This window comes from Streptomyces sp. NPDC058741, assembly GCF_042746715.1.
In the GTDB taxonomy this organism is placed as follows: domain Bacteria; phylum Actinomycetota; class Actinomycetes; order Streptomycetales; family Streptomycetaceae; genus Streptomyces.
The window spans coordinates 81,320-95,744 of record NZ_JBHYQH010000003.1 but is presented as its reverse complement, the minus strand read 5'-3'; the positions used below and the strand labels follow the sequence as shown (position 1 = coordinate 95,744).

Below are 14,425 nucleotides of genomic sequence, written 5' to 3'. Positions count from 1 at the left end.
GAAACACACCTCAGTGCACGGACTCGGCGATGTGCTGCGTACCGATCCGCTTGCGGAAGACCCAGTACGTCCAGCCCTGGTAGAGCATCACGACGGGAGTCGCGATTCCCGCACACCAGGTCATGATCTTCAGCGTGTAGGGGCTGGACGAGGCGTTGGTGACCGTCAGGCTCCAGTCCGGGTTCAGCGTCGAGGGCATGACGTTCGGGAACAGCGTCAGGAAGAGCATCGCCACCGTGGCCACGATGGTGAGCCCGGACAGGGCGAACGCCCAGCCCTCACGCCTCGCACGCGCCGCGACCAGCGCGACGAGGAGCGATGCCACGGCCGCCACCGCCGCGACGAACGAGATCCCGTCGCCCCGTTCGACCTGCGTCCACAGCAGGAAGAGGAGGGCGAGCGCCGCGGTCAGCAGCCCGACGCGAAGCGCCAGCGTCCGCGCCCGCTCCCGGATCTCCCCCACGGTTTTGAGCCCGACGAACACCGTGCCGTGGAAGGTGAACAGCGCCAGGGTGACAAGCCCGCCCAGGAGCGCGTACGGGTTGAGCAGGTCCAGGACGCCTCCCGTGTAGTTGAAGTCCTGGTCGATCTTCACGCCGCGCACGATGTTGGCGAAGGCCACGCCCCACAGGAACGCGGGGATCAGTGAGGTCCAGAAGATCGCCGTCTCCCAGTTGCGCTGCCAGTTCTCCTCGGGCCGCTTCACGCGGTACTCGAAGGCCACGCCCCGGACGATGAGGCAGACCAGGATGAGCAGCAGCGGCAGGTAGAAGCCGGAGAAGAGCGTCGCGTACCACTCGGGGAACGCGGCGAAGGTCGCACCGCCCGCCGTGAGCAGCCACACCTCGTTGCCGTCCCAGACGGGGCCGATCGTGTTGATCAGTACCCGCTTCTCGGGCCGGTCGCGGGCGAGCAGCCTCGTGAGCACCCCGACCCCGAAGTCGAAGCCCTCCAGGAAGAAGTAGCCGGTCCACAGGACGGCGATCAGGACGAACCAGACGTCGTGCAGTTCCATGACTGTGCAGCTCCCTCGGCCTAGTACGAGAAGGCCATCGGCTTGTCGGCGTCACGGAGGTCGCCGCCGATCTTCGTGGGCGGGTTGAGATCGGCCTCGGTGAGCTCGGGTGGACCGGCCTTGACGTACTTGACCAGCAGCTTGACCTCGATGACGGCGAGGATCGCGTACAGCACCGTGAAGACGATCATCGAGGTGAGGACCTCGGCCTGGGAGACACCGGGGGAGACCGCGTCCCGCGTCTGGAACAGGCCGTAGACGACCCACGGCTGGCGGCCCATCTCGGTGAAGATCCAGCCCCAGGAGTTGGCGATCAGCGGGAAGGCCGTCGTCCACACGGCCGCCAGCCAGTACAGGCGGGTCAGGCGCGGCCGGAGCGGCTCCCGGAGCAGGACCAGATGCGGCACCTCGTCCTCCCCGGTCCGCCAGGCGGCCGGCAGCAGGAACTTCTTCCGTGTGAGCCACAGCCCCAGCAGGCCGATCGCGAACGACGCCATGCCGAAGCCGATCATCCAGCGGAAGCCCCAGTAGGCGACGGGGACGATGGGCTTGTAGTCACCGGGACCGAACTTCTCCTGGAGCGCCTTGTTGGTGTCGTTGATGCCCGGCACGTACGACTCGAAGTCGCTGTGGGCCAGGAAGGAGAGCAGGCCGGGGATCTCCAGGGCGACCTTGTTGTGCCCCTCGTCGACGTCGCCGTAGGCGAACACCGAGAAGGGCGCCGGCTTCTCGCCGTCCCACAGCGCCTCGGCAGCGGCCATCTTCATCGGCTGCTGCTCGTACATGACCTTGCCCAGGGTGTCCCCGCTGACCGCGGTGAGCAGGCCGCCGACGGCGACGGTGACCAGGCCGAGCCGGAGCGAGGTGCGCATCACCGGGATGTGCTTCTTGCGCAGCAGGTGGAAGGCGGCGATCCCCACCATGAAGGCGCCGCCCGTCAGGAAGGCCGCGGAGAAGCTGTGGAAGACCTGGTTGAGCGTGGTGTTCTGGGTCAGCACGAGCCAGAAGTCGGTGAGTTCGGCCCGGCCCTTCTGCTCGTTGATCCGGTAGCCGACCGGGTGCTGCATCCACGAGTTCGCGGCGAGGATGAAGTACGCCGAGAGCAGCGTGCCGATCGAGACCATCCAGATGCAGGCCAGGTGGATCCTCTTGGGCAGCTTGTCCCAGCCGAAGATCCACAGGCCGATGAAGGTGGACTCGAAGAAGAAGGCGAGCAGGGCCTCGAAGGCGAGCGGCGCACCGAAGACGTCACCGACGAAGCGCGAGTAGTCGGACCAGTTCATGCCGAACTGGAACTCCTGCACGATGCCGGTGACCACTCCCATCGCGATGTTGATCAGGAAGAGTTTGCCCCAGAACTTGGTCGCCCGGAGGTACTTCTCCTTCTCCGTCCGCACCCAGGCGGTCTGCAGCCCGGCCGTGAGTGCGGCCAGCGAGATCGTCAGGGGGACGAACAGGAAGTGGTAGACGGTGGTGATGCCGAACTGCCATCGCGCCAGGGTCTCCGGCGCCAAAGCGAGGTCCACGTCGCCGCTCCTTACCTACGCTTGTGAAAGCGTTCACATTCACAAGCTATTATGCAGCACGTGTTTTCGAGCCATGGAGGGGGTCCTCTGTGATGTGCACCATGCGGGCCCGGACGGCCCCATGCGGCCCCGGCCCATGGGCGTCTGCAGCCCGAGAACGCGCGGAGCCGGTCGACGACGGAACGCCGACCGGCTCGCACCACGGGACCTGCCCGGACCTCAGAACTCCCTGCGGAACCCTTCCGCCACCTTGAGGAAGATGTCGTTCGCCTCGGCCTCCCCGACCGTCACCCGGACGCCCTCGCCCGGGAACGGCCGGATCACGACGCCCGCCTGCTCGCACGCCTGAGCGAACGGAACCGTGTGCTCCCCCAGCCGCAGCCATACGAAGTTGGCCTGGGTCTCCGGCACCGTCCAGCCCTGGACACGCAGTCCGTCGACCACGCGGGTGCGCTCACAGACCAGTGAGCCGACCCGCCCGAGCAACTCGTCCTCGGCCCGCAGCGAGGCGATCGCCGCCTCCTGCGCGAGCTGGCTCACCCCGAACGGCACCGCCGTCTTGCGCAGCGCCGCGGCCACCGGGTCGTGGGCGATGGCGAAACCGACCCGCAGCCCGGCCAGGCCGTACGCCTTGGAGAAGGTCCGCAGGACGCAGACGTTGGGCCGGTTCCGGTAGATCTCGACCCCGTCCGGCACCTCGGGGTCACGGACGAACTCGCGGTAGGCCTCGTCGAGCACCACCAGCACGTCGGCGGGGACCCGGTCGAGGAAGCGCTCCAGCTCCGCCCGCCGCACCACCGTGCCCGTCGGGTTGTTGGGGTTGCAGACGAAGATCAGCCGGGTCCGGTCGGTGATCGCCTCGGCCATCGCGTCGAGGTCGTGCACATCGCCGGACGTCAGCGGCACCTGCACCGAGGTCGCGCCACTGATCTGGGTGATGATCGGGTAGGCCTCGAAGGAGCGCCAGGCGTAGATCACCTCGTCACCCGGGCCGGAGGTGGCCTGGATCAGCTGCTGGGCGACACCGACCGACCCGGTGCCGGTGGACAGGTGGGAGAGGGGCACGCCGAACCGCTCGGACAGCTCGTTCATCAGGCCCGTGCAGGCCATGTCCGGGTAGCGGTTGAAGGTGCAGGCCGCCGCCGTCACCGATTCCATCACGCCGGGCAGCGGCGGGTAGGGGTTCTCGTTGGAGGACAGCTTGTAGGCCACCGGTCCGCCCGCCGCGGCCGGCTTGCCCGGCTTGTAGGTGGGGATCCCCTCCAGCTCGGCGCGCAGCCTCGGGCTCGTCTCGCTCACCGCAGTCCTCCTCGTGAAGACCGGCGGCCCATGACCGCCGCCGACGTCCAATACTCCTCACCTTATGAGGATTCGGCGCCGCTGCGTATAGCCACGACCGACCCGCGGGCGCCTGAGCCCCTCGCCCCACCGGCATCAGGGGCATCGCCGTACGAAGGAGTACGAATACGGGGGCGCGACTCACATATATCTACGCGCGGGTGGTGTGCGCCCTGGCGCGCATCACCCGTGCAGGTGAGTTGAGACCTCTTCGCAACATCGGCGACGCGGCAGGCACGCACGCGTCGACACGCCACGTACTGCCATGGGAGCCCTCAAACCCCTTTGTTTCGGATGCAATTGAGTACTGATGATCATGCAGAAACGTGCCTGTCAACGCGTGCATATGCGTCCGCACCACCCCACCGCATGAGCCCTACTATCGGCTCGCCATGACAGCAGCAGGGAAGCACCAGGTGAGCCGCGCGGAAACCTCACGGCGAGGCAGCCGGCCGGGTCGGGCGGGGATCAGAGACGTGGCCGCCGCCGCCGGAGTCTCCATCACGACCGTCTCCGACGCCCTCAACGGCAAGGGCCGGCTCCCGGACGCCACCCGGCGTCACGTCCGCGAGGTCGCCGACCGGCTCGGCTACCGGCCCTCGGCCGCCGCCCGGACCCTCCGTACCGGCAGGTCGGGCCTCATCGGCCTGACCGTGACCACGTACGGGGATGAACCTTTCACCTTCACCGAGTTCGCCTATTTCGCCGAGATGGCCCGCGCCGCCACCTCCGCCGCGCTCGCCCGCGGCTACGCCCTGGTCATCCTGCCCGCGACCTCCCGCCACGACGTCTGGTCGAACGTCGCCCTGGACGGCACGGTCGTCATCGACCCCTCCGACCAGGACCCCGTGGTCAGCGAACTCGTCCGGCAGGGCCTGCCGGTCGTCTCCGACGGGCGTCCCGCCGGCTCGCTGCCGGTCACGGCCTGGGTCGACAACGACCACGAGGCCGCCGTCCTCGGCATCCTCGACCACCTGGCCGACGCCGGCGCCCGCCGCATCGGCCTGCTCACCGGGACCACCACGGACACCTACACCCACCTGTCGACCACCGCGTACCTGCGCTGGTGCGAGCGGGTCGGCCAGGATCCGGTGTACGAGGCCTATCCCGCGCACGACCCGTGCGCCGGCGCCGTGGCCGCCGACCGGCTGCTCGCCCGCCCCGACCGCCCCGACGCCGTCTACGGGCTTTTCGACCCGAACGGCACCGACCTGCTCGCCGCAGCCCGCCGCTACGGACTGCGCGTCCCCGACGACCTGCTGCTGGTCTGCTGCAGCGAGTCCACCGTGTACGCCGGCACCGAGCCGCCGATCACCACGCTCTCCCTGAAACCGCGGCGCATCGGCACGGCGGTGGTGCAGCTGCTCATCGACGCCATCGAGGGCGTGGAATCCGAGCGTACGGTCCAGCAGGTGATACCGACGGAGCTGATCGTGCGCACGTCGTCCCAGCGACGCCCGCCGCGCACGACGGTCAGCGCGCCGCGGTCACCCGGGACGACGTAGGCCACGGTTCAGACACGGGGGAAGGCCGCGCTCGCGGGGAGAAGACGGGGCCGGTCCCCAGTGGGAGGAGACCGTTCTCGCGCGGCGCGTGCGGGCGAGGACGGTCACACGACGGCCGAAGCCCGGCTCAATCGGGGCGAAAGCCGCGGTGAACCGGAGTCTTGCTCTGATTCACCACCCCTGGGTCATCACAGGGCGCGATCCGCATTCCTATGATGGGCCCACGACACCGGCGGACCGCTACGACCAGGCAGTCCGATGCGGTGCAGATGCGGCGCGAGGTGGAGGGGTCGATGACTCAGGGGGCCGGTCAGGGACCCGAGGTGGAGCGGACGGCGACGCTGCGCGACTTCCGGGTGCCGGCGTACGTCCACGAGACCGGTCCGTACGTCCACAGCGTCCATCCCGGCGAGGTCGTCCCACCGTCCGAGGAGACCTGTCCCGAGGGATACACGCCGACCCAGCGCGACCTCCCCGTCATCAACCGGGGTGACACTGTCCAGGTGACCGTCGAACCCGAGAACACCGCGGCCCCGCAGTCCACCATCGGGCAGGGCCAGCTGTACGTCGTGGGCGACGTGCACGGCTACCTCGACCAGCTGGTGACCGCCCTCCAGGAGAAGGGCCTGCTCGACGCCGCGGGCCACTGGTGCGCCGGCACCGCCCGCCTGTGGTTCCTCGGCGACTTCACCGACCGCGGCCCGGACGGCATCGGCGTCATCGACCTGGTGATGCGGCTGTCCGCCGAGGCGGCGGCGGCCGGCGGCTACTGCAAGGCGCTCATGGGCAACCACGAGCTGCTGCTGCTCGGCGCCAAGCGGTTCGGCGACACCCCCGTCAACTCGGGCGCCGGTACCGCCACCTTCCAGGCCGCCTGGCTGCTCAACGGCGGCCAGAAGACCGACATGGACCGCCTCCAGGACCACCACCTGCAGTGGATGTCCCGCCTGGACGCCGTCGAGGAGGTCGACGGCCACCTGCTCGTGCACTCCGACACCACCGCCTACCTGGACTACGGACGCTCCATCGAAGAGGTCAACGACACCGTCCGCGAGACCCTCACGCGCAACGACGCGGACGAGGTCTGGGACCTGTTCCGCAAGTTCACCAAGCGGTTCTCCTTCCGCGACGAGGGCGGCGCGGACGCCGTCCGTTCCCTCCTCGATACGTACGGCGGCACCCGTGTCGTTCACGGCCACAGCCCGATCCCGTATCTGCTGGGCGAGGTCGGCTCCGAGGAGGACGAGGACAGGGGCGCCCCGGTGGTCGAGGGGCCGCACGTCTACGCCGACGGACTCGCCATCGCGATGGACGGCGGTGTCACCATGGCCGGCAAGCTGCTGGTCCAGCAACTGCCTCTGCCCTCGTGAGCGTTCACCGGCCGGGCGCCCGCCGCCACAGGGCAGGACCGGTGACGGGCCAATTTCGGTAAATCCCCTGTCACCGCCCACCGTCACCGCTCTACCATCGGCGTGTCCGTAGCAGGCTCCCCTCCGTTTCTGCCCGACGGCTCGTCAGCATGCCGAGCCCCAAGCCCTACGGAGCATCGGGGGATGCACATGAACAGCGTTCCGCAGCACCTGCTGAGCGAGGACCGCCAGGACTACGAGCGGGTCCTCGATGAGGCGCTGCGCTCCGCACCACACCGTCCGGAACTTGCCGCTGTCGGACAGCGGCTCAACCCCGAGCAACTGCGCACCATGGCGCTCAACGCCACGGCGCTGATCACGGCAGCCGCGTCGACCGAGTACCAGCACTACGTCAAGGTCCGTGAGGATCTGCGCCGGCCGGCGCCGTCCGACCCGGCGTCCGGGCGCGCGCCCGGCTCCTCCGAGCCGGGCGGGGGCGCGGCGGGCATCGCCGCCACCATGGGAGAGGTCGCCGAGACCGCCGGCGCGGGCGCCGTCGCCGTCGTCGCCGTCCTGGCACCCGTCCTGGCCGGCACGGCGGCGGCGATCTTCCTGCTCGTCGGCTACGTCCTGCGGGTGCTCGACCCCGATCCGGCGTTCGCCCGGACCATGCTCACGACGGGCTGGGTCTTCGGCGCCGTCACCGCGGTCGCGATCCTCGTCGCCGCCGTGGGTCTGCTGGTCACCGCCCTGCGCAACAAGCCGTCGGCCGAGGACGGTCCGTACGACGAGATGCGCAGGGAAGTGGCCGAGGCCAGGGAGGCCTGGCGCGGGGCCCTGCTGGAACGGGGTGTCCTGCCCTTCCTGCGGGAAGCCCTCGCGGACCCGGGCGCGGCCGCGGCCCTGCACCCCGCGTCCTCGACCACCCCGGTCAGCCGCATACCACACCTCGGCTACGACCGCCCGGGCTTCACCAGCCCGGACGACGGCAGCCGGGGCGGCTCGCGGCCGAGCTTCAGCAGCCCCGACTACACCAGCCCGGACTTCGGAGGCCCGGAACACCAGCCGGAATAGCCGCCGGCCGGCCTCACGGCCGGCGGAGCACCTGCGCCTCGACTCGTTCCGCCTGCGGCGGCCGAAGGCACGCACCAGCGCGAGGTGGTACAGCGCTGGTGCCGTCGGCGCCCATCGGTGGATGCGGTCGTCGCACCGCGGATGCCTGATCACCGCCGTCGGCCGGAACGACACGACGCCGATGGTCCGGTGCTCCCGGCGATCGGCGACGGCCCTGCTCGTCCGCGCCTGGAGATACGTACTCCCGGTCTCCCGCGGCCTGGCGTGGAGGTGCGTCCCGCGAGTCGTCGACTCCAGCGCTTCAGACTCAGTCGGCGATCGGCAGGTACACCCGGTTGCCCGCCTCGGCGAACTCCTTCGACTTCTGGAGCATCCCCTCGGCGATCTCCTCAGCCGATGCCCCATCAGCCGCCGCACCACCGAAGCGCTCCGTGATGCTTTGACTGATCTTCATGCTGCAGAACTTGGGACCGCACATCGAGCAGAAGTGAGCCGTCTTGGCCGGTTCCGCCGGCAGGGTCTCGTCGTGGAACTCCCGTGCCGTGTCAGGGTCGAGGGCCAGGTTGAACTGGTCCTCCCACCGGAACTCGAACCGGGCGTCGGACAGCGCGTCGTCCCACTCCTGGGCACCCGGGTGTCCCTTGGCGAGGTCGGCCGCGTGGGCGGCGATCTTGTAGGTGATGACGCCGGTCTTGACGTCGTCACGGTTGGGCAGGCCCAGGTGCTCCTTGGGCGTGACGTAGCACAGCATGGCGGTGCCCCACCAGGCGATCATCGCGGCACCGATGCCGGACGTGATGTGGTCGTACGCCGGCGCGATGTCCGTGGTCAGCGGGCCGAGCGTGTAGAACGGGGCTTCATCGCAGATCTCCCGCTGAAGGTCGATGTTCTCCTTGATCTTGTGCATCGGGACGTGGCCCGGGCCCTCGATCATGGTCTGCACGTGGAAACGCCTCGCGATCCGGTTGAGTTCCCCGAGGGTCCTCAACTCGGCGAACTGGGCCTCGTCGTTGGCGTCCGCGATCGACCCGGGCCGCAGGCCGTCGCCGAGGGAGTACGTCACGTCGTACGCGGCGAGGATCTCGCAGAGTTCCTCGAAGTTCTCGTACAGGAACGACTCCTTGTGGTGCGCGAGGCACCACGCGGCCATGATGGAGCCGCCGCGGGAGACGATGCCGGTCTTGCGGTGGGCGGTGAGCGGGACGTACGCCAGGCGTACTCCGGCATGGACCGTCATGTAGTCCACGCCCTGTTCGGCCTGTTCGATGACGGTGTCCTTGTAGATCTCCCAGGTCAGCTCCTCGGCCCGGCCATCGACCTTCTCCAGGGCCTGGTAGAGCGGCACCGTGCCGATGGGGACGGGGGAGTTGCGCAGCACCCACTCGCGCGTGGTGTGGATGTTGCGGCCGGTGGAGAGGTCCATGACCGTGTCGGCGCCCCAGCGGGTCGCCCAGGTCATCTTCTCGACCTCCTCCTCGATGGAGGAGGTCACGGCCGAGTTGCCGATGTTGGCGTTGACCTTCACCAGGAACCGCTTACCGATGATCATCGGCTCGATCTCCGGGTGGTTGACGTTGGCCGGGAGCACCGCCCGGCCCGCCGCGATCTCCTCGCGGACCACCTCCGGGTCGACGTTCTCCCGCAGCGCCACGTACTCCATCTCGGGCGTGATCTCGCCGTTGCAGGCGTACGCGAGCTGCGTGACCGCCTTCCCGTCCCTGCCGCGGCGAGGCTGTCGGGGCCGGCCGGGGAAGACCGCGTCGAGGTTGCGCAGGCCGCCCCGGGGCGAGGTGTGCTTGATGCCGTCGTCCTCGGGACGGACGGGGCGGCCCGCGTACTCCTCGGTGTCGCCGCGGGCGACGATCCAGTTCTCACGCAGCGGCGGCAGGCCCCTGCGCACGTCGGTCTCGACGAGCGGATCGGTGTACGGGCCGGAGGTGTCGTACAGCGTGACCGACCGCCCGTTGGTGAGGTGCACCTGGCGGACCGGCACCCGCAGGTCGGGGCGGGTGCCCTCGACGTATGCCTTGTGCCAGCCGATGGACTTCCCGGCCTCCTCGGACTGAGCGTCCTGAACGGAGGCAGGCGTGCGTACGTCCTTGTTGGTCATGAGACCTACTCCCTACGCCGGCATTACCCGGTAACAGGTTCGGCGGTCGACGCAGCCATTTCCGTCTGCCGACATTCCGTGTGAAACATCACTCGACTTCGGTGATGTTTCATGTGAAACATCGCTGGGACGGAGGTCAGCGCCCTCTCAGCCCGGTGCTCCGAGCTCCCGCGTGTACAAAAGGTGACTCCACGCTAGCGGCAATCTTGGCGCGGTGAACAGAGGGCCCCCCTCGTTCTTGCGATGATCGGGCGGTGACCACGACGAACCGACCTCCGTACCCACCGCCCGAACCGCCCCGCGGCTCCGGCGCCGGACACGGCAACGGCCCGGGAGGCGGCCCTGATGACGCCGCCGGGGGCGGGCACACGCCTGCCCACGGGCAGCGGTACGTGCCGGGTGCGCGTTTCGGCGCCGGCCCCGAGCGTGGCGCCGGCGCTCCCGGCGGACACGCGTCCGGCCCCACCGGTGACTACGGCCCCGGCAGCCGCCGGGGTGCCGGGCCCGGAGGCGGTCACGAGACCGACCGGGACGGTGGGCGGGGCTTCGGCCCCGGAGACGGGTACGGTGCAGGCCCTGCGGGCAGACAGGGGCCTGGAAACGGGTACGGCACCGGTCCCGCGACCGGACAGGGTCCCGGAGGCGGGCATGACGCTGGTTCCGGGGCCGGGCAGGGCGGAGACCACGGGCACGGGCACGGGCACGGCGGTGAAGGGCACGGTCGCGGCGGTGACGGGCACGGCGGCGGTGAAGGGCACGGCGGCGGGGACGGAAACGATCCCGGCCGCGGCACAGGCGGAGGCCACGGCCACTCGCACAGTCACAGCCACGGTCCGGCCGCGCCGGTCTCCACGCACCTGCGCAAGGTCATCGCGGCGATCCTGATCCCCTTCGCCGCGGCGGTCCTGGTCGGTCTCGCCGTGCTGTGGCCGGGTGGCGCCCCGCCGCACGAGCGCACGGGCGTCGGATTCGACCGGCAGACCCAGCAGGCCACGGTCACCAAGGTCGTCGAGGTGAGCTGTCAGGAGGCCGGCGCCCAGGGCGTGCCGCCGACCGGCGACACCTCCACCGCCGAGGGCTCCTCCGCGGTGCAGCGGGAGAAGGGCGACTGCAAGCGGGCCACGATCCGGGTCGACAGCGGCAAGGACAAGGGCCGGACGTTCACGGAGATCGTCCAGCCCGACCAGTCCCGCCAGCTGCACGAGGGCCAGGAGGTCGTGGTCGCCTACGAGCCCTCCGCGCCGAGGGAGCTGCAGTACTCGGTCACCGACGTCAACCGCCGTGTGCCCCTGGCGGTGCTGGCCGGCATCTTCGCGCTCGCCGTCGTTGCCGTCGGACGGCTGCGCGGTGTCATGGCGCTGATCTCCCTGGCGGTCAGCTTCCTGGTGCTGAGCCTCTTCATCCTGCCCGCGATCCTGCAGGGCTCGAACCCGCTGGTCGTGGCGGTGGTGGGCGCGAGTGCCATCATGCTCATCGCCCTGTACATGTGTCACGGCCTGTCGGCCCGGACCTCCGTGGCGGTGCTCGGCACCCTGATCTCCCTGTTGCTGATCGGCCTGCTGGGCTCGGTGTTCATCGACTGGGCCGCACTCACCGGCAACACCGACGACAACACCGGTCTGATCCACGGCCTCTACCCGACGATCGACATGAGCGGTCTGCTGCTCGCCGGCGTCATCATCGGCTCGCTCGGTGTCCTCGACGACGTCACGGTCACGCAGACGTCGGCGGTCTGGGAGCTGCACGAGGCCAACCCGTCGATGGGCTGGCGCGGGCTCTACCGCGCGGGCATCCGCATCGGCCGCGACCACATCGCCTCGGTCGTCAACACGCTCGTCCTCGCCTACGCCGGTGCCGCGCTGCCGCTGCTCCTGCTGTTCTCCATCGCGCAGAGCGGGGTGGGAACGGTCGCCAACAGCGAGCTGGTCGCGGAGGAGATCGTGCGCACACTGGTCGGGTCGATCGGCCTGGTCGCGTCGGTGCCGGTCACCACGGCGCTGGCGGCGCTGGTGGTCTCGGCCGACCGTCCGGGAAGGGAGCCCGCCGTCGCGGAGGCCGCCGCACCGGCGCGGGGCGGGAGAGGCCGGCGCCGCAAGCGCTGACGCCGGTGGGCGGGGGATGCGTCAGAGAAGCGTTCCTGCACGAGGCGGCGGCATCCGGTGAAGCGTTCCTCCACTGTGCCGCCGGCCGCTTCGTCATCCGGCGCCCTGCTCCGCCAGGATGCGGTCGAGCGCCTCGTCGAGGTGGGCGTCGAAGTCGGCTAGCGCGCCTTCCTGGCCGAGCGGCACCAACTTGTCCGTGCGGTCCAGGAAGGCGACGAGCGGCGCCGTGGAGGACCGGAACAGTGCCTGGTCGCCGCCCACCTGAAGGCGGATCAGCACCTCGCCGAGCGTGTCCGGTTCGACGGGCGTGACCCGCACATCGCCCTCGCCGCACGGCCGCCCTACCCCGTCGATGAGCAGTTCCCTGCCGAAGGCCCATGTCACCGGGGCGTCACCGGGCAGATGGAACGTCAGCCGGACGGCATAGGGATCACCGGTCTCATAGCGCAGCTCCACCGGAATACGGAAAGAGAGCTCCTCGGACACGAGGAAGCTCATCATGACCTCTGCTTGTACGGACTCGTGCATCGCTAACCCCGTCATTCGCCGTCGACTGGCCGGGAACGAACCTCTGACATCTGGAGGAATCTTGCTGAACGTGCACAGCAGATCACAAGGAGTGAGTTTTCACATAGTGATAGAGAGCGCGAGCGAGCCGAGGACGCGCCCGATCTCGGTCTGCAACTGCCGGGCCGTGGGCAGCAACCGGTCGGCCTGGTGGACGGGCAGGGAGATGGCCACCGTCGCCGCCGTGGCGCCCACGGTGAGGGGGATCGCCGCGCAGACCGCGCCCAGGGCGTACTCCTGGCGCTCGGTCACCGGTTCCATCCGGCGCACCCGCTCCAGACGTCTCAGCAGGCTGTGGTCGTCGCGCACCGTGTAGGGCGTGAGGGGCCGCACCGGATGGCGGTCGAGGTGGTCCCGGCGGGCCTCCTCGTCCAGCTGGGACAGCAGGCACTGCCCGACGGCGTGCGCGTGCCCGGTCTCGCGGAAGTCCGCCCACTCCTCGACCGCCGGGATGGCCGGGGTCTCCGAGACGCACAGGACCTCGATCTCGCCCTCGCGGTACACCGCGTAGTACACGGGCACGCCGAGCGCGTCCCGCCAGCGGGCGAGCACGTCGACGACCGTGCTGCGACGTTTCTGCCGTGCCCCGCTGCTGCTCAGCCGCTCGGCCGCCTCGCCGAGGAAGAACAGGCCCTTGTCCCGGTGCAGATAGCCCTCGTGCACGAGCGTGCGCAGCAGGTGGTAGGTCGTGGGCAGGGCCAGACCGGTCTCGCGGGCGAGTTGTTTGGCGGGGGCGCCGTACTCGTGGCCGGCGACGGTCTCCAGCAGGCGCATCGCGCGCTGCACGGATCCGATGAGGGTCGCCGGGGAGGCCGGCGGCGTGGGGCGGGGCGCACTTCCGGGGCCGGCCGAGCGGGGTTGCGCGGGGACGGTGTGGAGGTGGACAGGGGCGGTGTCAGCCGGGACCAAGGGTCACTCCGAGGCGCGAGGGGGGCAGCCCGTGCGAGGAACACGGGTGGGGAGGTACGCCGCTCGCGGGGTTGTCCCCGCGTCGAGTTCCGGACTCTATTCGTCTGCCACCGCGTACAGACCGCCCGGCGGGCAAACTTCCCTCGCCCGAGGGAACCGGGGATTCCAGGCGTTCCCCGCTACCCCCACCGGTTCCCCATCCGTCTCACCAGTCGCTGCGCGACGAGGAACTCGCCGTGAACTTCCGTACGACGTAGATCAGTCCGCCGACGAGCGCCACGAAGACCAGCACCTTGAAGAGCAGCCAGATGACGAGACCCACCACGCTGGCGATCAGCCCGCCGAAGACGACGATGGCGATGACCGGCACCGCGATCCACTTCACCCACCACGGAAGCCCCGCGAAGATCTCTCGCATCGTCCTCGTCCTTACCTCTCCGCCCGTCCGAGTGCCGGGTCCTGTCGATCCTTGATGTCCTGCACTCGATGCTAGGTCGGGGAGGGGCCTCACGGGGGTCTCGCACCCCTTGTCCTCCCCTGACCGATCCCCTAGGGAACCCGGAGGCGTCGCCTCAGCTCTCCGGCGGAGAGAAGATCACGAGCACCCGCAGGTCCTCGGTGATGTGGTGGAACTTGTGGGCGACTCCCGCCGGAACGTAGACCACGCTGCCGCGCGTCACCTGCGTCGTCTCCATGCCGACGGTGATCGCGGCACGACCGCTCACCACGAAGTAGACCTCGTCCTGACGGTGCGGATTCTGTGGATCCTGCTCGCCCGCGTCCAGGGCGTACAGACCGACCGACATGTTCTTCTCCCGAAGGAACTGCAGGTAGGCGCCCTCGTTGGCGGCGCGCTCCGCCTCCAGTTCGTCCAGCCGGAATGCCTTCATCGCCTTGTCCGCTCCTGCCTCTCGTACCCACGTCCGATCA

General features: G+C 69.7%; 12 protein-coding genes and 1 riboswitch. Of the genes, 4 read left to right on the top strand and 8 right to left on the bottom strand.

Annotated features, from left to right (window positions below; genetic code table 11):
* Positions 1–10: 10 nt before the first annotated feature.
* The 3 genes from cydB to hisC form a co-directional block, all read right to left on the bottom strand.
* On the bottom strand, positions 11–1,015 hold the full coding sequence (gene cydB, locus ACFW6P_RS03260) for a cytochrome d ubiquinol oxidase subunit II (protein WP_386349103.1): 1,005 nt from the start codon (positions 1,013–1,015) through the stop codon (positions 11–13).
* Positions 1,016–1,035: 20 nt separating this feature from the next.
* Complete coding sequence (locus ACFW6P_RS03255) at positions 1,036–2,541, bottom strand: cytochrome ubiquinol oxidase subunit I (protein ID WP_386349106.1); 1,506 nt, start codon at positions 2,539–2,541, stop codon at positions 1,036–1,038.
* Positions 2,542–2,760: 219 nt separating this feature from the next.
* On the bottom strand, positions 2,761–3,840 hold the full coding sequence (gene hisC / locus ACFW6P_RS03250) for a histidinol-phosphate transaminase (protein WP_386349108.1): 1,080 nt from the start codon (positions 3,838–3,840) through the stop codon (positions 2,761–2,763).
* Between the two features lie 431 nt (positions 3,841–4,271).
* Here hisC and ACFW6P_RS03245 point away from each other — a divergent pair, with 431 nt between their 5' ends.
* The 3 genes from ACFW6P_RS03245 to ACFW6P_RS03235 all read left to right on the top strand — a co-directional run bounded on the left by ACFW6P_RS03245 (position 4,272) and on the right by ACFW6P_RS03235 (position 7,807).
* Complete coding sequence (locus ACFW6P_RS03245) at positions 4,272–5,384, top strand: LacI family DNA-binding transcriptional regulator (protein ID WP_386349111.1); 1,113 nt, start codon at positions 4,272–4,274, stop codon at positions 5,382–5,384.
* 293 nt (positions 5,385–5,677) lie between these two features.
* The gene (locus ACFW6P_RS03240) at positions 5,678–6,754 is read left to right on the top strand and encodes a metallophosphoesterase (protein WP_386349114.1); all 1,077 of its coding nucleotides are present in this window, start codon (positions 5,678–5,680) and stop codon (positions 6,752–6,754) included.
* Between the two features lie 183 nt (positions 6,755–6,937).
* A complete protein-coding gene (locus ACFW6P_RS03235) occupies positions 6,938–7,807 on the top strand; it encodes a hypothetical protein (RefSeq protein ID WP_386349117.1) in 870 nt (289 codons plus the stop codon).
* A 307-nt stretch (positions 7,808–8,114) separates the two neighbouring features.
* Here the strand turns inward: ACFW6P_RS03235 and thiC are convergent, their stop codons facing one another.
* Positions 8,115–9,917 (bottom strand): phosphomethylpyrimidine synthase ThiC, encoded by a 1,803-nt coding sequence (thiC, locus tag ACFW6P_RS03230; RefSeq protein WP_386422812.1) that lies wholly within the window; start codon positions 9,915–9,917, stop codon positions 8,115–8,117.
* A riboswitch (TPP riboswitch) is annotated at positions 9,910–10,099 on the bottom strand. (Overlaps the previous gene by 8 nt.)
* A 738-nt stretch (positions 10,100–10,837) precedes the next feature.
* Between thiC and ACFW6P_RS03225 the strand changes: the two genes are divergently transcribed.
* Positions 10,838–12,019 carry a YibE/F family protein gene (locus ACFW6P_RS03225; RefSeq protein ID WP_386349123.1) on the top strand — a complete coding sequence of 394 codons (1,182 nt, stop codon included), beginning with the start codon at positions 10,838–10,840 and terminating at the stop codon, positions 12,017–12,019.
* A 93-nt stretch (positions 12,020–12,112) separates the two neighbouring features.
* On the opposite strand, the gene ACFW6P_RS03220 is transcribed toward ACFW6P_RS03225, so the two are convergent.
* The 4 genes from ACFW6P_RS03220 to ACFW6P_RS03205 form a co-directional block, all read right to left on the bottom strand.
* Positions 12,113–12,547 carry an SsgA family sporulation/cell division regulator gene (locus ACFW6P_RS03220; RefSeq protein ID WP_386349126.1) on the bottom strand — a complete coding sequence of 145 codons (435 nt, stop codon included), beginning with the start codon at positions 12,545–12,547 and terminating at the stop codon, positions 12,113–12,115.
* A gap of 99 nt (positions 12,548–12,646) precedes the next feature.
* A complete protein-coding gene (locus ACFW6P_RS03215) occupies positions 12,647–13,372 on the bottom strand; it encodes an IclR family transcriptional regulator (protein ID WP_386349129.1) in 726 nt (241 codons plus the stop codon).
* Positions 13,373–13,700: 328 nt separating this feature from the next.
* The gene (locus ACFW6P_RS03210; protein WP_386349132.1) at positions 13,701–13,913 is read right to left on the bottom strand and encodes a DUF5326 family protein; all 213 of its coding nucleotides are present in this window, start codon (positions 13,911–13,913) and stop codon (positions 13,701–13,703) included.
* Positions 13,914–14,067: 154 nt separating this feature from the next.
* The gene (locus ACFW6P_RS03205) at positions 14,068–14,385 is read right to left on the bottom strand and encodes a cupin domain-containing protein (RefSeq protein ID WP_386422810.1); all 318 of its coding nucleotides are present in this window, start codon (positions 14,383–14,385) and stop codon (positions 14,068–14,070) included.
* Positions 14,386–14,425 lie beyond the last annotated feature (40 nt).

Bases quoted from the DNA above. Each gene is read 5' to 3' on its own strand.
- ACFW6P_RS03245 (WP_386349111.1), top strand. From the start codon at position 4,272: ATGACAGCAGCAGGGAAGCACCAGGTGAGCCGCGCGGAAACCTCACGG.
- cydB (WP_386349103.1), bottom strand. From the start codon at position 1,015: ATGGAACTGCACGACGTCTGGTTCGTCCTGATCGCCGTCCTGTGGACC.
- ACFW6P_RS03205 (WP_386422810.1), bottom strand. From the start codon at position 14,385: ATGAAGGCATTCCGGCTGGACGAACTGGAGGCGGAGCGCGCCGCCAAC.
- ACFW6P_RS03220 (WP_386349126.1), bottom strand. From the start codon at position 12,547: ATGCACGAGTCCGTACAAGCAGAGGTCATGATGAGCTTCCTCGTGTCC.
- ACFW6P_RS03210 (WP_386349132.1), bottom strand. From the start codon at position 13,913: ATGCGAGAGATCTTCGCGGGGCTTCCGTGGTGGGTGAAGTGGATCGCG.
- ACFW6P_RS03235 (WP_386349117.1), top strand. From the start codon at position 6,938: ATGCACATGAACAGCGTTCCGCAGCACCTGCTGAGCGAGGACCGCCAG.
- thiC (WP_386422812.1), bottom strand. From the start codon at position 9,917: ATGACCAACAAGGACGTACGCACGCCTGCCTCCGTTCAGGACGCTCAG.
- ACFW6P_RS03240 (WP_386349114.1), top strand. From the start codon at position 5,678: ATGACTCAGGGGGCCGGTCAGGGACCCGAGGTGGAGCGGACGGCGACG.